We start from the raw sequence: 21,059 nt of genomic DNA on the forward strand, positions 1-21,059 counted from the left end.
CACCATAGCAACGACGCACCAAGGCGAGCCGGTCAACAACTCATGCTGGGATAAGCTCCCCCATGCCGTTGTTGCCGCAAACCACAGACGACCGCGCGCCCGCCCCCTCACGACATGTGATCGGCGGGACCGGGCGCGCGGTGGCTTCCGTCAGCGGTTATGAGCCACTTTGTGCACCGCTCGTGGCAGATGGGCTCGGGCTGGGCGTCGCCGCGCCGAGCTCCTGCTGGGCGGCCTCGGCGCGGGCCAGGGCGTCGCGCAGACGCGTCTGTGCCTGGCCGAAGGCGGTCCAATCGGACTTACTCATCGCTGAATCGGCGTCACGCATGGCCTGAGCGGCATCGTTGATGGCCTGCGTCAGGCGGGCGTTCGCGTCGCCCGAGGCGGCCGGTGGGGTCGCACCCGACTGGCTGCCGTCGTCGCTCGCCGGCGGCGTCTGCGGGGTCTGCGGCGTCGTCGCACTACCATCGTCGGCGACCAGCTGGCGCAGCGATTCTTCCAGGGTCGGTGCGAAGCCGACCTTGTCGCCGAAGGCCGTCAGGACGGAACGTAGCACCGGGTAGGACGCCGAGCCCGTGCCCTGCACGTAGACGGGCTGCACGTAGAGCAGGCCGCCGCCGACCGGCAGGGTCAGGAGGTTACCGCGGATGACCGTGGAGTCAGCCTGGTTGAGCAGGTTGAGCTGGGTCGCGATCTTCTCGTCCGAGTCGTACTTGTTTTGCACCTGGCCGGGGCCGGGAACGGTCGTCGAGGACGGCAGTGCGAGCAGGCGCAGCTTGCCGTATCCCTCGCGCACCTGGCCGGGGGTGTTACCGGTCTCGGAGTCGACGGCGAGGAAGCCCGCCATGGCCTCGCGCCGGCCCTCGCCGCCGCCACCGGGCACGAAGACCGAGGTCAGGGAGAACTCAGCGCTGTCCTGTCCGGGCATCTGCATGGTCAGGTAGTACGGCGGCTGCAGTGCGGTCGGAGCGGGCACGGGGTTGCCCGCCGCGTCCACGCGCGTGGAGGAGTCGGAGCTGGAGGCAGCACCGTGGGTGGAGGTCTCCTCGGCCAGGCGCCAACGGTCGCCGCCGGAGTAGAAGCCAGCAGCGTCGGTCACGTGGTACGTGGCGAGCAGGTTGCGCTGAACCTTGAACATGTCCTCCGGGTAGCGCAGGTGGCTCATGAGATCGCCCGAGATCGCCGAGACGGGCTCCACGCTGCCGGGGTAGATCTTTTCCCAGGTGCGCAGGATCGGATCCTGGTCATCCCAGCGGAACAGGCGCACGGAGCCATCGTAGGCGTCGACGATGGCCTTGACGGAGTTACGCATGTAGTTGATCTTGTTGGCCTGGACGTACTGGCCGACCTCAGTGGAGCGAGAGTCCACGGTGGCATTCGAGAGGGTCTCGTGCTGCGCGTACGGGTAGTTATTCGTGGTCGTGTACGCGTCGACGACCCACACGAGGCGCTTGGGGGTCGACGGGTCGCCGTCCATGTCGACGACCGCCGGGTAGGCGGACTGTTCGAGCGTCAGGTAGGGCGCGACCTTCGCGACGCGCTGGAGGGGATCGCGATTGTAGAGGATCTGCGAGGCCTCGTTCGTCTGCGAGGAGAAGAACAGGTCTGTGGATCCGAACTTGATCGCGTACAGGAGCTTGTTCCACACGTTGCCCACTGAGGGGCCGCCGTTGCCGACGAAGGTCGTGGATACCTGGCCGCCAACCGCGGTGTCGTCCGGGTAGTCGAGCTCCTGAGGCTCGGAGCCCTCGGGAGCACCGACGATCGAGTAGTCGGGCGAGCCGGGGCTGAAGTAGACGCGCTCCTCGTAGTCACCCATCTCGCCGACGGAGGGCACGGACTGTTCCCAGTAGGAGGGCAGGCCATCGCTGGTCAGCTGGTTGCCGTATGCGGCGACCGCGCCGTAGCCGTGGGTGTAGACGGTGTGCTGGTTAACCCAGGTCTGCTGCTCGGCGGACAGGCCTGAGAGGTTGAGCTCGCGCACAGAGATCACGGTGTCGCGGCGCTCCCCGCCCACGTTGTAGCGGTCGACCTTCATGCCCGAGTTGAAGCCGTAGTACAGGCGAGACTGCTGGAGCTGCTGGACAGTCTTTGTGATGACCTGCGGGTCGAGCAGACGCACCTGGGAGGTGAGGGACTCGGTGTCGAATTGACCGGCCGAGGCCGTGGTGGCCGCGTCGTAGTTCGTCTGATAGTCGACGTCCTGCAGGCCGTAGGCGGCCAGCGTGGCGTCGATGTTGCGCTGAATGTAGGGAGATTCAAGGCTGCGCTGGTTAGGGCGCACGCGGAACTGTTCGACGAGGGCCGGGTAGGCGCCAGCCAGGACGAGGGCGGCGATCACCGTCACCGCGACGCCGGTGACAGGCAGGCGCCACGTGCCCTTGAAGGCTGCGACGACGAAGAGGACAGCAACGAGTCCGGAGATGACCGCCAGGATGGAGTGCGCGGGCAACGTCGCGTTGATATCGGAGTACATAGCGCCATGAATGGAGCCGGAGTCCGAGGTGAGCAGCTCGTAGCGGCCCAGCCAGTAGTTCGCGGCGATGAAGAGCGATAGGCAGGCGGCCATCAAGCCGGACTGCAGGCGCGCCTGCTTCGAGGCGTGGGGGCGCGGTGCCAGGCGGATCGTTCCGTACAGGTAGGACACGATGAGGGCTGCGATGAGGGCGATGGTGGTGACGGTCATCAGGAAGGATACGAGGACCTTCAGTGCGGGCAGGACGAACACGAAGAACGAGATGTCTAGACCGAACTGGGGATCAACCTGATCGAAGGAGGAACGGTTGAGGAACTGGAGCAGCGTCTGCCACTCCGTGGCCAGACGAGCACCGTTCGTGAAACCGAAGAACAGAGCGACACCCCAGAACGCGAGTCGGCGCACGGGCTCGAGAGCCTTCTGGTAGGCGCGCAGGGAGGCCGACGCCTGCCCGCGCGTCGAGGACGCGCGATGCCGGTACGCGTAGGACATCGAGAAGAAAATGAGGGCCGCTGCCACGATGAAACCAACGACGAACAGGCCGATGTGCGCGCCCCACTGGGTAAGAATGACACGGGTGGCGCTCATCTGGCGGAACCACAGGATCTCGGTCCACACGATCGACGCGGCGTAGATGATAGCGCCGATCGCGATGAGGACGCCCAGAGTGATCGCTCCGGGGCCGGGCTTATGCATCTTCAGCTCGACGGGTGGGCTATCGGGGTCTCGGGGCGCACGCGCTCCCCCCGGTGGGAAGACCGAAAAATTGAAGCTCACGGCAGTCCTCTCTGTAAAACCGATCAGCTCCGATCCAGTGTAGCCGCGCACATGCACTTCTTCGTCTCTGTCTTATTCGCTCTCCGTGAGATTATGGGGGCATGACTGTTGAAATGATGCCGAGCGCGCGCGAGATCGCGCTGGCCAACGTGGTTGTCGATATTGAGAAGGGCGCGGCCCGCGTGGGTTGGGATCACGCCCCGTCCATCTACGCGCTGGTACCGACGGCGATGCTGCTGGCCGACCCGAATCTGCCTGCTGACATTGCCGAGCAGCTGCGCACTGGTTGGGATGGGACCGAGGACCACCTGAGCGCGATCATCCAGGAGGACCTGGCTGACGACGACATTGAGCAAGTTCTGGCGCATCTGGCCTGGCCCGAGACCGTTCCGGGCGCCGCACTGACCGTCGAGCGTATCGTCGTTCCGCCGGAGGTCGAGGACGAGGCCCCCGAGGACCCCGACGAGGCCCTGGCCTTCATCTCGAATCACCCCCTGCGAACGGACGTGCGTCTGGCCGTTGGCGTGATGCGTACGGGCGAGTCGTGGTGCGCTTTGCGTACCCGCGCCTTCGACTCAGACGACAAGGTCGGGCAGGGCTCGGCGCTCGTCCCCGCGCTGGTGGATGCCCTGCGAGCGTCTCTCGAGCCGGTGACGGACGAGCAAGCCTGACAGCGTTAAGAGGCCCCGGCCTCGTCCGGACCAGATGGACGAGGCCGGGGCCCTTTGTCGCCTACCTGACGAAAGTCGGTGGGCGGGCTTGAGAGCGCCCCCGCGCTACTGGCAGGTCGGCAGGGCATCCCCGGTACCGTCGGCGATGGAGCGCACGGCGTTCACTGCCTCGTCGAGGGTGGACACCGAGACGACGCGCAGCCCGTCGGGGACGTGTCCAACGACCTCGTTACAGTTCTCGGAAGGGGCGAGGAACCACTGGGCCCCGTCGCGGTGCGCACCCCACAGCTTCTGCTGAATGCCACCGATACCTCCGACTTGCCCGTCGTAGGACATGGTTCCAGTGCCCGCGATGACCTTGCCGCCGGTCATGTCACCGGGGGTCAGGCGATCGATGATACTCAGTGAGAACATCATGCCAGCACTCGGGCCACCAACGCCGTCGATGTTGACGGTGATGTCGACGGGCAGGGCGGGGTCGACGGAGAGGTAGACGCCGAGCTTGGAGCCGCTCTCGTTGGCGGACGCGGCGACGGATGCGAAGGAGACGTCCTGCGTGGCACCTTCTCGCTCGATCGTCAGCGTCATCGTGGAACCGGCCGGCACCGAGCGCATGAGTGCGAAAGGAGTTGCGGCGCTGGTGATCTCGTGACGTACTCCGTCGGGGGTCGTGATCGCGCGGAGGATGTCTCCCTGTTGGACGATCCCTTCCGCGTTGGTTCCCTCGACCGCACCCTCAATCGTGACCGTCGCGGGGACCTCCCACCCGAGGTACTCGAGGGCGGCGACCTGCGAGGTCGTCTGCGAGTTGCGCATCATGGCCAGCTGAGCCGCGCTCGACCGTTCCTGCGTCAATCCCTTGGGATACACCGACTCGTAGTCCACGATCTTGCTGTGCGGGTCAAAGTACGCGGCGATGAGCTGCGCGAAGTTCAGGCGAGACTTGGGGTTTCCCGATTCGGAGACCGTCACCATGCGCAGCTGCCCCTGCCCCGGCTTCGCGGGTGCCTTGTACGAGGTGGACTGAGGCTCGTCCTGCTCGATCGCTTCCCCCGTTGTGGGGTCGGTTCCCTCGATCTGGAGCATGGGAACTCCGTTGTCGGATCCCAGCACATTGAAGGTCGGGCCAGGGCTGTTAACCACGAAGGGAACAGGGATCCAGAAGAGGATCACCACCATGGCGAGCGCGGCGAGGACCGCCGTGACAATCCGCCAGCTGACGATGGGGATACGCCGGGTAGAGTCGTCCTCCTGCAGGGGCACCAGCTCGATATTCTCCGAGGTCATCTGCGCATCGTTCACCGTGTCATTGTGTCCCACCCGCTGCCCCTGCGCACGCGCGCCGCGCGCCACCCCTTCAGCTCTCAGCGTTTTTGCAGAAGATTGTCAGCCCCCGCGAACAACGGGCGGCTAGTCTGTTGTCATGAACGAGTTTGACTCCGGCACCCCGTTTGAGGACTTCCTGCGCTCGATCCTGGGCGAGGAGGCGGCAGCTGAGGCCGCGCGCGCCCTGCAGGCTCAGGGTTTCGATCCCGCGAATCTTCCCCCGGAGTTTTCCGATCCCGCGCGTATGCGCGCGGCGATGGGCCAGTTCCAGTTCCTCATGAACACGACGGTAGGCCCCGTCAACTGGCGCGTGGTGGAGGACAGCGCAAAGCAGGCCGCGTACGCGAGCGGCGACCCCTCCCCCACGGCCACGGAGGCCGAGGCCGCACGTCAGGCGATGACCGTCGCGGACCTGTGGCTCGACGCGGTCACCGATTTTGCTTCCGGCCCGGTTACCCGCGACGTGTGGAGCAAGGTCGCGTGGGTCGAGCACACCATTCCGACGTGGAAGCGCATCTGCGAGCCCGTGGCACTCAACGTCTCGCGCGCCCTGTCCGCCGCCCTCTCGGAGCAGTTCGGTTCCGAGGGCCTGGGGGACGCAGTCTCCCTGCCGGACGGTATGGCTGCAATGCTCGGCAAGACACAGGAGATGATGCCGCGCCTGTCGGCGATGATGTTCTCCGCGCAGATCGCACGCGCGCTGGCGGCCCTGGCCGGCGAGTCGTTCGGCACCTTCGACACGGGCATCCCCCTGTCGGATAGGTCGCACGCCGCCCTACTGCCGCACAACGTCGCGCAGTTCTCCGAGGGGCTCGACATCCCCTTCGATGAGGTCCGTCAGTTCCTCGCCGTGCGCGAGGCCGCGCATCGCCGACTCTTCGCCTCGGTCCCGTGGCTGGAGGGCGACCTGGTGCGCGCGGTCGAGCGCTACGCGTCCCAGATCGCGATCGACACGGAGGCGATTTCCGAGGCTGCGCGCTCGGTGGATCCCTCGGATCCGCACTCGGTGGAGTCTGCCCTCAGCGGCGGCGTGTTTGCGCTGTCGACGACGCCCGATCAGCGTCGTGCGCTCACACGCCTGGAGACGATGTTGGCCCTCATCGAGGGCTGGGTCGAGGTCGTGACGGCCCGCGCTACCCTGCCCTACCTGCCCCACGCGGACGCGCTGCGCGAGATGATGCGTCGCCGCCGCGCGTCGGGCGGCCCCGCGGAGGAGATCCTCGGGACACTCATGGGTCTGCAGATGCGCCCGCGTCAGGCGCGCGGCGCCGCGTCGATCTTTGCGCTGGTGGAGGCCGACGGCGGGCGCGACGCTCGCGAGGCCCTGTGGTCGCACCCGGATATGGTTCCCTCCGAGACGGAGCTGGCCACGCCGGACACCTTCCTGACGCTGCGCCGGGCAGCGGCCGAGGAGGACGCGGATATCGACGCCGCACTCAACTCGCTCCTGGATGGAACGCTCGGCTGGGCGGATGGGCTGGAACCCGGGGACGAGGCCTCGGCCGGCTCGAGTGACGACCCCGAAGACCCCGAAGCACCCACCCCCAAGGACGCGACAGACTGATACATACAGGAATGATCTGACAAGTTATCCACAGATTTTCCAAAACGCCACGCGGGCGACACACATAGGTTCATCATGTCTCTAACAGTCACAAACTGAAGGAGACCATCATGAACCTGATGCATCACACGGCGATCCTGTGGCGCGGCCCAGGCAGCGTCCAAATCGGTGGCGACCGCGCCCGACACGTGCGCCTCGACGACCTGCACGCAAGCGACCAACTCTGGCTCGCCAGCCAGGCCGGGCCCGTTCACGCTTCGGACTCTCCCGAGGCTTCCCCCAGCCTCCTCGCTGCGCTGGCCCTGGCGGACCTCGTGGAGCACCCCGACCGACGCCCGCTCCTGTCCGTAGGAGTTCTCGGGGCGGTACCAGCCGCTATCCTCGCTCTCCGTTCGCTGGTCGACACCCTCGCACTGCGGCTCCGCATCGACGCGCCCACCCTGGTGGACGGCGACTGGGATCGCGTGTTTGGCGGCGTCTACACGGGCACGCCGCGCTCGCGTGCGGTGCGCCGAGAACTCTCCTCACTGATCCCGCTGCCCGACCTGCATGCCCAGGACGCGCCGGACGTTGCCCTCGTGTCGGCGGATCGGGCGCAGGACCCCGGAATCCCCTTCGAACTGATGGCCACAGACACGCCTCACCTGCTCATCACGCGCGGAGAGCACTCCTACGAGATTGGGCCATTCGTCATTCCCGGCTCCACGCCATGCTTCCACTGCATCGAGCACGCGCGAGCCGAGCAGGACCCCTACCACCTCACCCACCTGCGAGAACTCGCCCAGTGGCCACTCGGGCCACTCCCCCAGCTGGCACACTTCGCGGCCGCCCTGCGGATTGCCCGCCTGCTGCGCGACTTCGCCTCAGGGGCACTCACCCCGCACCTGTGCGCCGAGATCGCCACGGTCGACGAGGACGGAACCATCACCGTCGAACGCGCGATCGGCGCCCACGAATGCGTCTGCGGCATCGAGGGCGTCGCCTGCTAGCTCAGGCCTCTTCGTCGACGATGACCTCTTCGCCGCGCACCAGTGCGAGCACCGGGGCGGCAAAGCGTTGCACCTTCACGTCACCGATGCCACGAATAACGCGCAGCTGCGTCGTGTTCTTTGGCATGGCCTGGGTAATGTCGCGCAGGGTCTGATCGGTAAACACGGCGAAAGGCGGCACGCCCGCCTGACGCGAGACCTCGAGACGCCACGCCTTGAGGCGCCCGAAGAGCTCGATCGCCTGGGGCGAGGCCTCCTCCTCGAAGGCCTGATTGAGGGCGCGCGTGGAGGCACGCGCCTTCTTCTTCGGCGCACCCACTCGCGCGTCTTCGGGCCAGATACCGTCGAGCAGGCGACTGCGCTTGCGTTTGCCGCGTCCATCGGTGCCCCTCGAGCGCGCCCACGACAGGGTCAGCAGGTCGCGGGCACGGGTGACGGCCACGTACAGCAGGCGGCGTTCCTCCTCGCGGGCGGCCGCAGTCTTTGCGTACGAGATCGGGAGGAGGCCTTCGGCCACGCCGACGAGGAAGACAGCGTCCCATTCGAGGCCCTTGGCGGCGTGGATCGTAGCCAGCTCGACGCCTGCCTTGTCCGGTTCGACCTGGTAGGCGACCCGTTCGTCGAGCTCCGCCACAAAGGCGGCGAGCGTCTCCGCCTTGCTGTCGTCCGCCCAGCCAACGATCGCGTTCATGTTCGACCAGCGCTCAGACCCCGCCTGGCCAGAGGGTGCCTCGGGTGCCCAGCCAACGCCCGAGAGGACATCACGCACGATCTCGCCCACGCTCCCGTCGTCGGTGGCGGCCGCCGCCGCGGCCCGCAGGCGTGAGATTGCGGTACGCACGTCATCGCGGGCAAAGAAGGGCTTTCCCCCGGCGACGGCGATGGGGATACCGCGCGCTCCCAGGGCCTCTTCGAAGGCCTGGGACTGGCCGTTCGTACGCATGAGAACTGCGATCGAGTGAGGCGCCATACCGCCCGCGATGAGGTCTGCAATCGAGGCTGCGACCCCCTCGGCCTCGGCCCGATCGTCGTCGTAGGTGCGGTAGGAGACCTGGGCGCCGCCGTAGCGCTGGCTGGATAGGCGCACCGTGCCCTCGCGCTGGCTCGAGCGTGCCAGGACGTCGTTCGCCAAGCTCACGATCTGCGGGGTCGAACGGTAGTCGCGGGTCAGCTCGACGATGCGTGCGCCCGGATGCTTGCGTCCGAAACCTGTCAGGTAATCCGGGGACGCTCCCGTAAAGGAGTAGATCGTCTGCGCGACGTCGCCGACGACGCACACATCGTGGCGCCCACCCAGCCACAGGTCGAGCAGGCATGCCTGGAGGAGGTTGACATCCTGGAACTCATCGACCACGAAAGAGCGGTACTGCTTGCGCACGATCGAGGCGACATCCGCGCGTTCCTGCAGCATGCCGCACAGGTAGATGAGGATGTCCTCAAAGTCGATGACGCCGCGTTCGTTCTTCGCGTCCTCATACACGTCGAGGAGGCGCGCCATGTCGCCTGCATCCAGCCCGGCGGGCACATCGCGGCGCAGGCGAGCCACGCGCGAGGCGTAGTGGGCGGCATCGATCATCGAGACCTTCGCCCATTCGACCTCGGCCGCGATGTCGCGAACGTTCGTGCGATCGATCGTGATCCCCAGGCGCGCGGCGGAAGCCGCGACGAGGGAGGCCTTGTGCGGGATGACGTCAGGCAGCGGACCTCCCACGACGGTGGGCCAAAAATGGCGCAGCTGGCGCAGCGCGGCGGAGTGGAAGGTGCGCGCCTGAGCCTTAGGAACACCCAGCTGGGCCAGGCGGTGACGCATTTCGAAGGCCGCGCGCTGCGTGAAGGTCACGGCGAGCACGTTGGATGGGTCGAAGGCACCAACGGCCGCCCCGTACGCGATGCGGTACGTGATCGCGCGGGTCTTGCCGGTGCCCGCACCCGCCAGGACGGCGAGCGGGCCAGCGACCTGCGTGGCGACGGCGCGCTGATCGGGGTCCAGGGCCTCCAGCAGTTCCTCGGGGTTCATGGTCCCCATTGTTCCATCGCCCATGCTCAGTTGCGTCCCTCGCCGTCCAATCCGCTCGGCAGCTCCTCGCCGTACCACTCCCGCAGCAGTGCGTAGGCGATCGAGGCGCGACCGGGTGCGCTGATCTCCCCGTTATCCAGCGCGCGGGTCAGCTCGTCGCGGCTGTAGAAGCGCGCCCACTCTATCTCCACACCATCCGCCTGCGGGGTGGGGCGCGGCAAAGCGGTGCGAGCCCGGTAGCCCATCATCTGTGAACGCCCGAACGGCCACGGCTGCGTCGCGACGTAGGTAGGCGTCTCGATGTCGACGCCCACCTCCTCGGCGACCTCGCGGGCAACCGTGATGTCCGGGGATTCCCCGGCCTCGACGTAGCCGGCGATAATCGACACGAAGCCGGGCCGCCACAGGGCGTTGTGCGCCAGGAGGACGCGCCCATCATGATCCTCAACGAGGACGATGATCGCTGGGTCCTGGCGCGGATACTCAAGCCGATCGCATGCCTCGCATCGCGCGGCCCATCCACCGGACACCAGCTGCACCGGAGCCCCACAGCGCGGGCAGAAGCGGTAGTTGGCGTGCCAGCCCGCGAGCGCGAGCGCAGTCAGCGCGAGGGCCGCGTCGTCACCGTCAAGCTGCCACCCGACCGCGCGCAGATGCTCCCAGCGTCCCCAGGCCTCGTCCCGACTCACCTCGATCGCGACGACGGAGCGTCCCTGCGCGACACCGATGAACGAGGCCGTCCCTCCTTCAGCAGCACGCACGGCCTCGTCCCCACTCAGGCGCCGCAGGACAGGGGCTCCCGAGGGGGATGCCTCAACCTCGTCAAGGAGAACGAAGCCGGCACCGTCCACGAGAATGACATCGGCCTCACCGGCGCGCACCAGGGCGACGGGAGCCACGGATTCACGCAGCGCGACGGCCGCGTCGACGTGACCGCGGACGAGAGGTAGATCAAGACTCATAACTCCACGGTAACGCGGTGGGCTACCCTAGGCACTATGACAAATACTCCCCTGCGCGCCGATGGGCGCACCCCGTCCCAGCTCCGTCCCGTCTCCATGACCCGCGGTTGGTCGGGCACCGGTGAGGGTTCCGTCCTCATCGAGTTCGGCAACACCCGCGTCCTGTGTGTTGCGTCTTTCACCGAAGGCGTGCCGCGTTGGAAGCGCGACTCCGGCGAAGGCTGGGTCACCGGCGAGTACTCGATGCTTCCGCGTGCAACCGAGCAGCGCTCCTCCCGAGAGTCCGTCAAGGGCAAGGTGGGCGGCCGCACTCAGGAAATCTCGCGCCTCATCGGCCGCTCCCTGCGCGGCATCGTCGACGTCTCCGCACTCGGCGAGAACACCATCGTCTTGGACTGCGACGTTCTGCGGGCCGACGGCGGCACCCGCACTGCAGCGATCACGGGCGCTTACGTGGCCCTCGCCGACGCCGTGAGCTGGGCGAAGGAGCAGGGCATCCTCAAGCCCTCAGCCAAGGTCCTCACCGACTCGATCTCCGCGATCTCCGTGGGCGTCATCGACGGCACCCCCATGCTGGACCTGCCCTACGTCGAGGATGTGCGCGCCGAAACCGACATGAACGTCGTTCAGACGGGCAGCGGTCGCTTCATCGAGGTGCAGGGCACCGCCGAGCACGCTCCTTTCAACCGCGACGAGCTCAACGAGCTGCTGGACCTGGCAACCCTGGGTAACGCCCGGCTCGCAGAGGCGCAGAAGCTCGCGCTTGAGGCTCCCCTCATGGAGCGCGTCGAGGTGCGTCCGTGAGCGCGCGCCTGGTCTTCGCGACCTCCAACGCGCACAAGGTCAGCGAGCTCGAAGCCATCCTGGCCCCTGCATGGGAGGGCTTCGAGGCCGGCTGCGTGGCGCGCATGAGCGATTTCGACGTGGCTTCCCCGGTCGAGGACGGTGTGACCTTCGAGGAGAACTCCCTCATCAAGGCCCGCGCGCTGGCTCGCGCCACCGGTCTGGCTGCCATCGCCGACGACTCCGGTATCACGGTGGACGTTCTGGGCGGGGCGCCCGGTATCTTCTCCGCGCGCTGGGCCGGCTCCCACGGGGACGATGCGGCGAATCTGCGTCTGCTCATCGATCAGCTCTCCGACGTTCCCGACGCCCATCGCGGAGCGGCATTCGTGTCGGCCGCTGTCCTCGTCACCCCGGACGGTCGCGAGTTCGTCGAGCGCGGCGAGGTGCGCGGCACCCTAACGCGTTCCCCTCGCGGCGAGGGCGGGTTCGGCTACGACCCGATCTTCGTCCCCGAGGGCTTCGAGGTTACGACCGCTCAGATGAGTGCGGATCAAAAGAACGCGATCAGCCACCGCGGCATCGCTTTCCGAGCCCTCATACCCCACATCGTGGAATACCTGCGCGGCTGAGAAGCACCGCAGACACAAATGTGCCGGGCACCCGAGGGTGTCCGGCAGATTTGTGTTGCGCCCGCAGGCGCGCCATCAACGGGCGACGAGGTTACCGAAGATGGGGCGGTCCATCGAGAACTGCAGCGGGTTGCGCTGTTGGCGCCACCTGCGGTGATGGGTGAGGCGACGAAGGAGTGATGCGACGAAACGAGACATTGTGTGCTCCTCTTTGAGTACAGTGCGATGGATCTGTCACCGCGTCATACTGACATAGTGCGCCCCAAAGCCCGTTTTTTCCATCGATGTTTTCTTATTTTTCTATGAAGCGCATCTTACGGACTTTTCCTTGGTACAGCTTGGAAAATTCTTGACCAAAGAGGGTTACTTCTCTTAGTTAATCAGCAGGTGGATACGGTGAGGGGGGCAGGCCCACGGCCTGCCCCCTCACCACCCCAATTCAGCGAAGAGTCAGCGAGCGCGCGCCAGGCGCGCACGACGCGGCAGGTAGCGGCGCACATCGAAGAAGCGGACGACCTTCATGATGCGGCGCGCGAGGCGGTCGCGCACGCGCCAGATCATGGCACATCCGACGCCGATAAAGATGGCGTTCGTCAGGAAGGACGGCCACGCGCCGGTCGAGGCGCAGGCGATCGCCAGCAGGATACAGCTGGAGACGTTCAGCGAGTGGTAGCGCAGGGAGTCAGGAGCGAAGCGCTTGGAGGAGACCAGGTAGTAGGCGGCGATGGAGGCGGCGGCGCCCACCCAGCCGAGGATCGTGATTGCGAGAGAGAAGATCGTCATGACTCATATGATGCACCTTCCGCTAGTCAAGCACAATTGAATGGTTCTATAGTTATCTTACAGTTTCACTTAACGAAGGAGTTCGCGTGGATATCGACCCCCGCCGCCTGCCTTTCCTTCTGTCCGTCGCGCGTGAAGGCGGCATCGTTGCCGCCGCCGACATACTCATGGTCTCGCCCTCGGCAGTGTCCCAGCAGATCCAGAAACTTGAGGAGGAAGTCGGCCTCAAGCTCGTCGAGCGCACCACGTCCGGCGCGATTCTCACCCCGGCCGGCACGATCGTCGCCGAAGCCGGCGAGCGCATCAACGCCGATATCGAGGAAGCCCTCAAGGCGCTACGTCCCCTCACCGGCCAGGTGACGGGAACGGTCACCATTGGGGCGTTCCTGACGATTTGCCGCTCCACCCTCATCCCCGCACTCCCCGACCTCACGGACGCCCTGCCCGGCGTCGACCTGCGCATCGAGGAAACAGAAGAGACCCCGGGCATGGCCGCGCTGCGCACCGGCCACTACGACATCCTCGTCATCGAACGAGACGAGGACCCGGGCCTCGCCCCTCGCGGGTACACGGACGTCCCATTCCTCGACGAACCCTGGATGCTCGTCACCCCGGACTCCGCTCCCCCGATCGGCTCGATCGAAGACCTTGCGGACCTCACCTGGTTGCGCGTCAATCCAGGCACCAGCGGCGACCACGTCATGCGCCGTATCACGAAAGCATTTCCGGACACACGCTGGGCACCTCACCTCTACACGACTTACGAGGCCGCCCGCACCCTCGTACGCGCCCGCACGGGCTCGACGATCCTGCCGGCCATGGCGCTGGCCGGGGCCCACACGGAGGGCATGCGCATCACCCCGCTACCGTCGCTGGGCACTCGCAAGATCCTGCTGCGCCACAAGAACCACGGTTGGTCCGAGGCGTCAGGCCCCGCGCGCGTGGCCACATACTTGGCGGAGTGGAAGCGTCACAACGCCTCATACTCGACATCCGGCGACTGACCGAGGAACCACCTCGCCTCACCCATCGGTGGTGCGAGGGTCGGCTCAGAGGCTGACCTGCATCCCGGAGGTCGCGAAGTCGAGGGGACCCGACCAGGTCTGTCGCACTTCGGAGGCCACCCGATCGCGGGGCGTCCACGGCTGGATGTGGGTCGCGATCATGCGGGCTACTCCGGCTCGCGTGGCGACCTCACCCGCACGCACGCCGTCCATGTGCATGTCGGGCTCGGTCTCGTCGCTCGTGAAGCCGACCTCGCTGAGGAGCATGTCAACGCCGCGCGCCCCCTCGATGATCGTGTCGCACAGGTCGGTGTCCCCCGTGTAGAACAGCGACACCAGGCGCTCAGGATCATCCTCGGAGGGCCCCTCGATGCGCAGGCCAAATGCCTCGACCGGATGCAGGGCGCGGTAGGGGCGGATCGTCATGGGACCAACCTGGTAGGCCTCGCCCAGCTGCATGTGGGTGAAGACGAATTCAGCCTCGTATGCCTCGTTGTCCGGGGCGTCTTCGATCTGGCGCACGCGACGCATCGTCTCAGCGGGACCGTACAGGGGCAGCGCAGATGCGGCCGCCCCCGGGCCCCACTTGCGGTAGACCTGCAGGGAGATGATGTCGCCCATATGGTCCGCGTGACAATGGGACAGCACCAGGGCGTCGAGGTCACATGGGCACACGTGCGCCCACAGCGCGCCGAAGGAACCGGGACCCAAGTCGCACGCGAGCGAGAAGGTCCGCTCCTCCCCCGATCGAGGGTCCAGGCCTCGGGCCTGAACAAGGTAGGACGAGGCCGGTGACTCCGGGCCAGACATCGAACCGGTAGCGCCGATGACAGTCAACTTCACGCGATACCACCGCCGGTGTTCACGCGGGCAACGGAGCCCACCTCGGGGCCAAGGAAACGGCGAGCCAGGCGCGGGAACAAGTCGGAAGCGCCCGTGGCCAGGAACTGGTGCTGCGGCCCTTCACCCGCGGGCCACGGGTCGTGAAGGAGCCCGCGGTCCACGAGCTCGTTATAGGTAACGTTCGCGGTCGCCTCCGAGGAGGTCACGAGCGTGACTCGCTCGCCCATAATGCGGCCGATAACACCGGTGAGCAGCGGGTAGTGCGTACACCCCAGGATGAGCGTGTCCACACCCGCTTCCTTCAGCGGCGTCAGATACTCGCGCGCCACGGCCTCAATCTCCTCGCCCGTGGTCACCCCGGCCTCGACGAAGTCAACGAAAGCGGGGCAGGCCTGCTGGCTGACCGTCAGCCCGGGGACGGCTGCGAGCGCGCGCAGGTACGCCTCGGATTGGATAGTGGCCTTCGTACCGATGACGCCCACATGGTGGTTACGCGTGGCGATAACGCTCTGGCGTGCCGCCGGGGTAATGACCTCGACGACGGGGATCCCGGCATCGATCCAGTAGCGTTCCCGAGCATCCGCAAGCGCGGCGGCCGTCGCCGTGTTGCAGGCGATGACGAGCGCCTTCACTCCGCGCGATGCCAGCTCGTCGAGGGCGGAGAGCGTCAGCGAGCGAACCTGCGCGATCGCGCGCGGGCCGTAAGGCGTGTGCTCGGTGTCGCCCAGGTAGATGATCTCTTCGTCGGGCAGCTTGTCGATGACTGCGCGAGCCACCGTCAGCCCACCTAGGCCCGAGTCGAAAATCCCGATCGGGGCGTTGTTCATGTATCGACCTTATGCGTTACTGGGAACTATTGACGGCTTCTAGGAGTGAGTCCTGCCACCATGTGATGAGCATATAGATGGCTGCGACGGTTTGCGAGCGCTCCCCCGTCGGCTCACTGAGCGCCAATTCTTCGATGCGCCGAGCGTCGTGTGAATCCGATAGGTCCAGCTCACCGGCTAAGCCGAGCCTAATGTCATTGAGCGCACCCAGCCAGGACCACACGGCCTCGGGCTGGATCCTCAGGGTGTCGCTCTCACCGTGGACGATGTGGTCAAGATCTCCGACGATGGCACGCAAACGGACGGACTTATCGGTGCGCAGAGAATCCTCGGTGAGGGCGCGCAGGCGGCCAGCATCTTCGTCATCCTCGCTCATCGAGGGCAGCAGCATACGCAGAGTGCGTTCGCGGGGTTCGTCTCGGCGCTGCTCGGTCTCGGTGGCGGCATTCACCATGGACGAGGTCGCGGCGTACTCACCGGGATCATCCAAGACAACGAGAACCTCCGTGGCCAACTGGCGCAGGAGGAGCGCCTCGCCGTCGCTCATCGACGAGGCGTAGACACCGTCTCGAAGAGCGAACCCTTCCATATCCTCAGTCCCGGTCCTCTTCGATGGTGGCGCGCAGACCGTAGGAGTGCATAGCCATGACGTCCGCCTCGATGCGTTCGCGCACGCCCGTGGAAACGGTGGCGCGCCCGCGCGTATGAACGGCCATCATGAGTTCCTCAGCGCGGGCGTTGGAATAGCCGAAATACTGGCGAAACACAGCGCTCACGTAGCTCATGAGGTTGACAGGATCGTCCCACACGACGGCACGCCAACGCGGCACCGCGGTGGGTGCCTCGTGCGTGCGGGACGCGGGTTGGAACATCGTTGTCATACGTCAACACTAAGACGTATTTGGGTATCAGGGAAGGAAATTCGCACCCCGGTGACACGCTTCTCAGGGTAGGCTCACAGTATGCCTGCATCGACATCTACTTCATTGCTGACTGATATGTACGAGCTCACGATGCTCGACGCCGCCCTGAAGGATGGCACCGCGCATCGTCGCTGCACGTTTGAGCTGTTTGGGCGCCGCCTGCCCGCCACACGACGCTTCGGCGTTGTCGCCGGCACCGGTCGCATTCTCGAGGCCCTGGAACGCTTCGAGTTCGACGCTGAGCAGATCGATTGGTTGCGCGACCAGGGGATCCTCTCCGAGGAGGCCGCCCAGTTCCTCGCCTCGTGGCGTTTCACGGGCGACATCTGGGGCTACGCCGAGGGCGAGTGCTACTTCCCCGGCTCTCCCCTGCTGACGGTTGAGGGTACATTCGCGGACTGCACGCTCCTGGAGACGCTGCTCCTGTCGATCCTCAACCACGATTGCGCGGTGGCTTCCGCCGCCTCGCGTATGACGATCGCCGCCCACGGCCGCCCCTGCATGGACATGGGTGCTCGCCGTGCCCACGAGCGCGCAGCGGTCTCCGCCGCCCGCGCCGCCATCATCGGCGGTTTCCAGGGCACCTCCGACCTCGAGGCAGCCAAGCGCTACGGGATCCGCTGCATCGGTACGGCCGCCCACGCGTTCACGCTCCTGCACGACAGCGAACGCGACGCCTTCGACTCTCAGGTCGCCAAGCTGGGCGCAGGCACGACCCTGCTTGTGGACACCTACGACATCAGGCAGGGCGTCATCAACGCCGTCGAGGCCGCGCGCGCTGCCGGCGGCGAGCTGGGCGCGGTGCGCCTGGACTCCGGCGACCTCGTCGCTGAAGCGTTCAAGGTGCGCGGCCAGCTCGACGCGATGGGCGCGACCACCACGAAGATCACGGTGACTTCCGACCTGGACGAGTACGCCATCGCCGCCCTGGGCGCGGCCCCCGTGGACTCCTACGGCGTGGGCACCAAGCTCGTGACGGGCTCGGGCGTCCCGACGGCCGCCCTGGTCTACAAGGTTGTCCAGCGCGAGGATAGCAACGGCCAGATCGTTTCCGTGGCCAAGAAGGCCGAGTCGAAGTCCACGGTCGGCGGACGCAAGGTTGCCGGCCGCGTCATGGGCGAGGACGGCTACGCAACCGAGGAACTCCTGCTCGTTGGCATGTCCTTCGAGGAGGGCCAGGCTCTGCTGGCCGAGCGCGGCGCCCGCCCGCTGCAGGTCCAGCTGGTCCGCGGCGGCAAGATCGACGCCGAAGCCTGGGGCCCCGAGGCACTGTCCCGCGCCCAGGAGCACCACCTGCGCGCCCGCAACGAGCTGCCCTACCAGGCGTGGCGCCTGTCCGAGGGCGAGGTCGCAATCCCCACGCGCTACGAGCAGGTCGACTGACCCTCACCTCTCACTGAACGAAGCCCCGGCCTCGTCCTTCTCTCGGAGGAGAATGAGGCCGGGGCTCGTTATGCATCAGGGCGCGGACAGTGCTGCGGGAGTGCGCGTCAGTGGCGGCCGACAAACCACTCGCGCAGCAGGGCGATGCGGGCCTCGATCTGCTCGGTCGTGGCCTGGGCAACCTCGGGGCCGCCGCAGCGCGAACGCAGGCGCGAGTGAATGGTCGCGTGGGTCTCGCCGGAGCGGCGTGACCACGTGGAGACCAGGTGCTGAAGCTCCTTGCGCTTGGCGGCACGCAGCTTGTGGGCGGGGATGCCGGCATTCTCTTCGCGCATCTTCTGCGCGGCGCGGGTCTTCTTCTGCGCGGCAACCTGGTCAGCCTGGCGAGCGCGCAGCAGGGTCGTCACCTGGTCGGCGTCCAGCAGGCCCGGAATACCCAGGTATTCCTGCTCTTCCTCGGAGCCTACTTCGGCGCCGGCACCCCATGCAGCACCGTCGAAGAGGACCCCGTCGAACTCGGCGTCCGCGCCCAGGACCTCGAACTGGGAGAGCAGGTCGGAGGAAGCTTTCTCCTCGCGGTTCGCGGCCGCGACAAGCGCGTCCTCAGGATTCCACATGTCGTCTTCGCTGGCCTCGTCGCGCTTGGGGCGATCCAGCGCATGGTCGCGCTCAACCTCCATGCCGCCGGCGAGCGTCAGCAGGGGCACAACGGAAGGGATGAAGACGGTGGCCGTCTCGCCGCGACGACGGGCTCGTACGTAGCGGCCGATAGCCTGAGCGAAGAACAGCGGCGTGGAGGCGTTGGTCGCGTAGACGCCGACCGCGAGGCGGGGCACGTCAACGCCCTCGGACACCATGCGCACGGCGACCATCCACTTGTCGGTGGAGTCGGCGAACTCGGAGATGCGGTCGGAGGCATCCGCGTCGTCGGACAGGACGATCGTGGGGGCCTTGCCGGTGATCAGGCGCAGGTGGCGGGCGTAGGCGCGTGCGTGCTCCTGGTTGGAGGCGATGACAAGGCCGCCCGCGTCGGGCACGGCGCGGCGCACCTCTTCGAGGCGCATATCGGCGGCGCGCAGGACGGCGGGAATCCACTCGCCCTTGGGATCCAGCGCGGTGCGCCAGGCCTGCTTCATCATGTCCTTGGTGAGAGGCTCACCCAGGCGGGCGCTCACCTCGTCGCCCGCGCTGGTGCGCCAGGCCATCTGCCCCGAGTAGGACATGAACAGGACGGGACGAACGACGCCATCCTTGAGGGCGTCGCCGTAGCCGTAGGTGTAGTCGGCGCGCGAGCGTCGGATGCCCTCCTCGTCCTCCTCGTAGGTGACGAAGGGAATCGGAGAGGTATCGGAGCGGAAGGGCGTACCCGTCAGTGCCAGGCGTCGCGTCGCGTCCGTGAAGGCCTCGCGCACGCCATCGCCCCACGACAGGGAGTCGCCGGCGTGGTGGATTTCGTCGAGGATGACGAGGGTACGGTAGGCACGGGTGCGCGCCGCGTGAACGGCCGGGTTGGAGCCAATCTGCGCGTAGGTGACAGCCACGCCATCAAAGTGCGAGCCGGCCACGCCCTGCGAGTTCGTAAAATCGGGGTCGATGTGGATGCCGAAGCGCGCGGCGCTCGAGGCCCACTGTCCCTTGAGGTGCTCGGTGGGGCACACGACGGTGAGCTTGTCGACGATGCCGCGGGCGATCAGCTCGGTCGCAAGCGTCAGGGCGAATGTCGTCTTACCTGCGCCCGGCGTTGCGACAGCCAGGAAGTCACGCGGGGACGTCGCCATGTAGCGATCCAGGGCAGCAGCCTGCCAGGCGCGCAGCCTGCCAACGGGTGCGCGCCGGGTCGTCTCGCTCACTTGTCGGAGCCCTTTCCGCCGTCGGAGAAGGGCCAGTTACGCCCGTTCTTTCCCATTGAGTCACGCAGCTCCTTACAGGTGGGACACACCGGGTACTGCGAGGCGTCGCGGGTGGGAATCCACACCTTGCCGCACAGGGCAACGACGGGCTGCCCCGTCACCATGGACGAGTTCGCCTTGTCCTTGCGCACGAAGTGGGCGAAGCGGTCGCCGTCCCCGCCGGTGCGCTCCTTGCGGGTCTCAGTACGCTCCAGCAGGCCGGTCGAGGACGCGGTGGAGGGACCGGAGGGCGCGGAGGGACCGGTGGGTTCGTCGAGGGCATTACGCATGGGGTCCATTGTACGTGCCGAGGTGTGCTTCCAACGGGTGGCACGCGTGCGCCGGGAGCGAAGAAGCGACGCTCACAATAAGGCCCCGGCCTCGCATTGACGAGGCCGGGGCGAAGTCGGGTGGGGAACCTATCTCACAGGTGTTCCTTCTCCCAGACCTCCCTGTAGAAGTCTGCGAGCTCGAGCTTGGAGGCGGCGGCCTCGTCGAGGAGCACGGTGACGTCGGGGTGGTGCTGGAGGATGGACGCGGGCCAGCGCTGGGTGACGCCACCCTCGATCATGGCCTTGACCGCGTCGGCCTTGCCTTCACCCGTGGCGATGAAGATGTGGGCGCGCGAGTCCATGATCGTGCCCAGGCCCTGCGTCACGCAGTGCGTGGGGACCTGGTCGATGTCGCCATCGAAGAAGCGGGCGTTGTCGCGGCGGGTCTGCTCGGTCAGGACGCCCACGTGGGTGCGCGACGCAAGGGTGCCGCCGGGCTCATTGAAGCCGATGTGGCCATCAGAGCCGATGCCGAGGACCTGAATGTCGATGCCGCCGTCGGCCTTGATGGCCTCGTCGTAGGCGGCAGCGCCGGCCTCAAGGTCATCGCACCAGCCGTCGGGTCCGTGTGCCGCACCCTCGGGCATGTCGACGAGGTCGACGAGGTTGCGGTGGATGAAGTTCGCGTAGCCCTCGTAGTGGTCGCGGGGCAGGCCCACATACTCGTCGAGGTTGTAGGAACGAACCTGGGCAAAGGAGATCTGACCGGCCTCGTAGCGGCGCACGAGCTCTGCGTAGAGCTTGAGCGGCGAGGAGCCGGTGGCCAGGCCGAGCACGAAGTTCGGCTTGGCGCGGTACACCTCGAGGATGCGGTCCGCTGCGAGGGATGCGATCTGATCTTCGTCGTTGAAAATTCCAATTCTCATGTGTTTAACCTT

General features: G+C 66.7%; 20 protein-coding genes. 7 read left to right on the forward strand and 13 right to left on the reverse strand.

What is annotated here, in order from left to right; all coding sequences use genetic code 11:
- Positions 1-157: 157 nt before the first annotated feature.
- The gene (locus ACTODO_RS00225) at positions 158-3,172 is read right to left on the reverse strand and encodes a UPF0182 family membrane protein (protein ID WP_003789994.1); all 3,015 of its coding nucleotides are present in this window, start codon (positions 3,170-3,172) and stop codon (positions 158-160) included.
- Between the two features lie 182 nt (positions 3,173-3,354).
- Between ACTODO_RS00225 and ACTODO_RS00230 the strand changes: the two genes are divergently transcribed.
- Complete coding sequence (locus ACTODO_RS00230) at positions 3,355-3,924, forward strand: PPA1309 family protein (protein WP_003789996.1); 570 nt, start codon at positions 3,355-3,357, stop codon at positions 3,922-3,924.
- Between the two features lie 105 nt (positions 3,925-4,029).
- Here the strand turns inward: ACTODO_RS00230 and ACTODO_RS00235 are convergent, their stop codons facing one another.
- Entirely contained in the window at positions 4,030-5,211 is a 1,182-nt protein-coding gene (locus ACTODO_RS00235; RefSeq protein ID WP_034512520.1) for a YlbL family protein, read from the reverse strand.
- Between the two features lie 136 nt (positions 5,212-5,347).
- On the opposite strand from ACTODO_RS00235, the gene ACTODO_RS00240 reads away from it, so the two are divergent.
- Both ACTODO_RS00240 and ACTODO_RS00245 read left to right on the forward strand, forming a co-directional pair.
- Positions 5,348-6,814 carry a zinc-dependent metalloprotease gene (locus ACTODO_RS00240; RefSeq protein WP_003790000.1) on the forward strand — a complete coding sequence of 489 codons (1,467 nt, stop codon included), beginning with the start codon at positions 5,348-5,350 and terminating at the stop codon, positions 6,812-6,814.
- 110 nt (positions 6,815-6,924) lie between these two features.
- A complete protein-coding gene (locus ACTODO_RS00245) occupies positions 6,925-7,803 on the forward strand; it encodes a hypothetical protein (protein WP_003790001.1) in 879 nt (292 codons plus the stop codon).
- A 1-nt stretch (position 7,804) separates the two neighbouring features.
- On the opposite strand, the gene ACTODO_RS00250 is transcribed toward ACTODO_RS00245, so the two are convergent.
- Both ACTODO_RS00250 and nudC read right to left on the reverse strand, forming a co-directional pair.
- Positions 7,805-9,820 (reverse strand): ATP-dependent DNA helicase UvrD2, encoded by a 2,016-nt coding sequence (locus ACTODO_RS00250; protein WP_081445791.1) that lies wholly within the window; start codon positions 9,818-9,820, stop codon positions 7,805-7,807.
- A 26-nt stretch (positions 9,821-9,846) separates the two neighbouring features.
- Positions 9,847-10,782 (reverse strand): NAD(+) diphosphatase, encoded by a 936-nt coding sequence (gene nudC, locus ACTODO_RS00255; protein ID WP_003790005.1) that lies wholly within the window; start codon positions 10,780-10,782, stop codon positions 9,847-9,849.
- A 36-nt stretch (positions 10,783-10,818) separates the two neighbouring features.
- Here nudC and rph point away from each other — a divergent pair, with 36 nt between their 5' ends.
- Positions 10,819-11,586, forward strand: a complete 768-nt coding sequence (gene rph, locus ACTODO_RS00260) for a ribonuclease PH (RefSeq protein WP_034511716.1) — start codon at positions 10,819-10,821, stop codon at positions 11,584-11,586.
- Positions 11,583-12,197: an RdgB/HAM1 family non-canonical purine NTP pyrophosphatase gene (gene rdgB / locus ACTODO_RS00265; protein ID WP_003790008.1), complete on the forward strand. Its 615-nt coding sequence runs from the start codon at positions 11,583-11,585 to the stop codon at positions 12,195-12,197. Before rph ends, rdgB begins: the two co-directional genes overlap by 4 nt.
- A gap of 75 nt (positions 12,198-12,272) precedes the next feature.
- On the opposite strand, the gene ACTODO_RS11030 is transcribed toward rdgB, so the two are convergent.
- Entirely contained in the window at positions 12,273-12,395 is a 123-nt protein-coding gene (locus ACTODO_RS11030; RefSeq protein ID WP_003790010.1) for a hypothetical protein, read from the reverse strand.
- 252 nt (positions 12,396-12,647) lie between these two features.
- Entirely contained in the window at positions 12,648-12,980 is a 333-nt protein-coding gene (locus tag ACTODO_RS00270) for a CBU_0592 family membrane protein (RefSeq protein ID WP_003790013.1), read from the reverse strand.
- 86 nt (positions 12,981-13,066) lie between these two features.
- Here ACTODO_RS00270 and ACTODO_RS00275 point away from each other — a divergent pair, with 86 nt between their 5' ends.
- On the forward strand, positions 13,067-13,984 hold the full coding sequence (locus tag ACTODO_RS00275) for a LysR family transcriptional regulator (protein WP_003790016.1): 918 nt from the start codon (positions 13,067-13,069) through the stop codon (positions 13,982-13,984).
- Between the two features lie 45 nt (positions 13,985-14,029).
- On the opposite strand, the gene ACTODO_RS00280 is transcribed toward ACTODO_RS00275, so the two are convergent.
- From ACTODO_RS00280 to clpS, 4 genes are read right to left on the reverse strand one after another with little or no spacing between them, the layout of a single operon-like run.
- Entirely contained in the window at positions 14,030-14,827 is a 798-nt protein-coding gene (locus ACTODO_RS00280; RefSeq protein WP_003790018.1) for an MBL fold metallo-hydrolase, read from the reverse strand.
- Entirely contained in the window at positions 14,824-15,654 is an 831-nt protein-coding gene (gene murI / locus ACTODO_RS00285; RefSeq protein WP_003790019.1) for a glutamate racemase, read from the reverse strand. Before murI ends, ACTODO_RS00280 begins: the two co-directional genes overlap by 4 nt.
- Before the next feature lie 16 nt (positions 15,655-15,670).
- Positions 15,671-16,243, reverse strand: coding sequence for a DUF2017 family protein (locus tag ACTODO_RS00290; protein ID WP_003790021.1), 573 nt, complete (start codon positions 16,241-16,243; stop codon positions 15,671-15,673).
- Positions 16,244-16,247: 4 nt separating this feature from the next.
- The gene (gene clpS, locus ACTODO_RS00295; protein ID WP_003790023.1) at positions 16,248-16,535 is read right to left on the reverse strand and encodes an ATP-dependent Clp protease adapter ClpS; all 288 of its coding nucleotides are present in this window, start codon (positions 16,533-16,535) and stop codon (positions 16,248-16,250) included.
- 81 nt (positions 16,536-16,616) lie between these two features.
- On the opposite strand from clpS, the gene ACTODO_RS00300 reads away from it, so the two are divergent.
- Complete coding sequence (locus ACTODO_RS00300) at positions 16,617-17,960, forward strand: nicotinate phosphoribosyltransferase (protein WP_034511718.1); 1,344 nt, start codon at positions 16,617-16,619, stop codon at positions 17,958-17,960.
- 107 nt (positions 17,961-18,067) lie between these two features.
- Here the strand turns inward: ACTODO_RS00300 and ACTODO_RS00305 are convergent, their stop codons facing one another.
- The 3 genes from ACTODO_RS00305 to nagB form a co-directional block, all read right to left on the reverse strand.
- Entirely contained in the window at positions 18,068-19,810 is a 1,743-nt protein-coding gene (locus ACTODO_RS00305) for a DEAD/DEAH box helicase (protein ID WP_003790028.1), read from the reverse strand.
- Positions 19,807-20,139, reverse strand: a complete 333-nt coding sequence (locus ACTODO_RS00310) for a DUF3039 domain-containing protein (protein WP_034464295.1) — start codon at positions 20,137-20,139, stop codon at positions 19,807-19,809. The genes ACTODO_RS00305 and ACTODO_RS00310 overlap by 4 nt, the downstream gene beginning before the upstream one ends.
- A gap of 134 nt (positions 20,140-20,273) precedes the next feature.
- Positions 20,274-21,047, reverse strand: a complete 774-nt coding sequence (gene nagB, locus ACTODO_RS00315; RefSeq protein ID WP_003790034.1) for a glucosamine-6-phosphate deaminase — start codon at positions 21,045-21,047, stop codon at positions 20,274-20,276.
- Between the last annotated feature and the right edge of the window lie 12 nt (positions 21,048-21,059).

Source organism: Schaalia dentiphila ATCC 17982, assembly GCF_000154225.1.
Taxonomy (GTDB): Bacteria; Actinomycetota; Actinomycetes; order Actinomycetales; family Actinomycetaceae; genus Pauljensenia; species Pauljensenia dentiphila.

Excerpts from the sequence above, each read along its gene's own strand:
- ACTODO_RS00225 (WP_003789994.1), bottom strand. The coding sequence starts at position 3,172 with ATGCATAAGCCCGGCCCCGGAGCGATCACTCTGGGCGTCCTCATCGCG.
- ACTODO_RS00230 (WP_003789996.1), top strand. The coding sequence starts at position 3,355 with ATGACTGTTGAAATGATGCCGAGCGCGCGCGAGATCGCGCTGGCCAAC.
- ACTODO_RS00235 (WP_034512520.1), bottom strand. The coding sequence starts at position 5,211 with ATGACCTCGGAGAATATCGAGCTGGTGCCCCTGCAGGAGGACGACTCT.
- ACTODO_RS00240 (WP_003790000.1), top strand. The coding sequence starts at position 5,348 with ATGAACGAGTTTGACTCCGGCACCCCGTTTGAGGACTTCCTGCGCTCG.
- ACTODO_RS00245 (WP_003790001.1), top strand. The coding sequence starts at position 6,925 with ATGAACCTGATGCATCACACGGCGATCCTGTGGCGCGGCCCAGGCAGC.
- ACTODO_RS00250 (WP_081445791.1), bottom strand. The coding sequence starts at position 9,820 with ATGAACCCCGAGGAACTGCTGGAGGCCCTGGACCCCGATCAGCGCGCC.
- nudC (WP_003790005.1), bottom strand. The coding sequence starts at position 10,782 with ATGAGTCTTGATCTACCTCTCGTCCGCGGTCACGTCGACGCGGCCGTC.
- rph (WP_034511716.1), top strand. The coding sequence starts at position 10,819 with ATGACAAATACTCCCCTGCGCGCCGATGGGCGCACCCCGTCCCAGCTC.
- ACTODO_RS11030 (WP_003790010.1), bottom strand. The coding sequence starts at position 12,395 with ATGTCTCGTTTCGTCGCATCACTCCTTCGTCGCCTCACCCATCACCGC.
- ACTODO_RS00270 (WP_003790013.1), bottom strand. The coding sequence starts at position 12,980 with ATGACGATCTTCTCTCTCGCAATCACGATCCTCGGCTGGGTGGGCGCC.
- murI (WP_003790019.1), bottom strand. The coding sequence starts at position 15,654 with ATGAACAACGCCCCGATCGGGATTTTCGACTCGGGCCTAGGTGGGCTG.
- ACTODO_RS00290 (WP_003790021.1), bottom strand. The coding sequence starts at position 16,243 with ATGGAAGGGTTCGCTCTTCGAGACGGTGTCTACGCCTCGTCGATGAGC.
- clpS (WP_003790023.1), bottom strand. The coding sequence starts at position 16,535 with ATGACAACGATGTTCCAACCCGCGTCCCGCACGCACGAGGCACCCACC.
- ACTODO_RS00300 (WP_034511718.1), top strand. The coding sequence starts at position 16,617 with ATGCCTGCATCGACATCTACTTCATTGCTGACTGATATGTACGAGCTC.
- ACTODO_RS00310 (WP_034464295.1), bottom strand. The coding sequence starts at position 20,139 with ATGCGTAATGCCCTCGACGAACCCACCGGTCCCTCCGCGCCCTCCGGT.
- nagB (WP_003790034.1), bottom strand. The coding sequence starts at position 21,047 with ATGAGAATTGGAATTTTCAACGACGAAGATCAGATCGCATCCCTCGCA.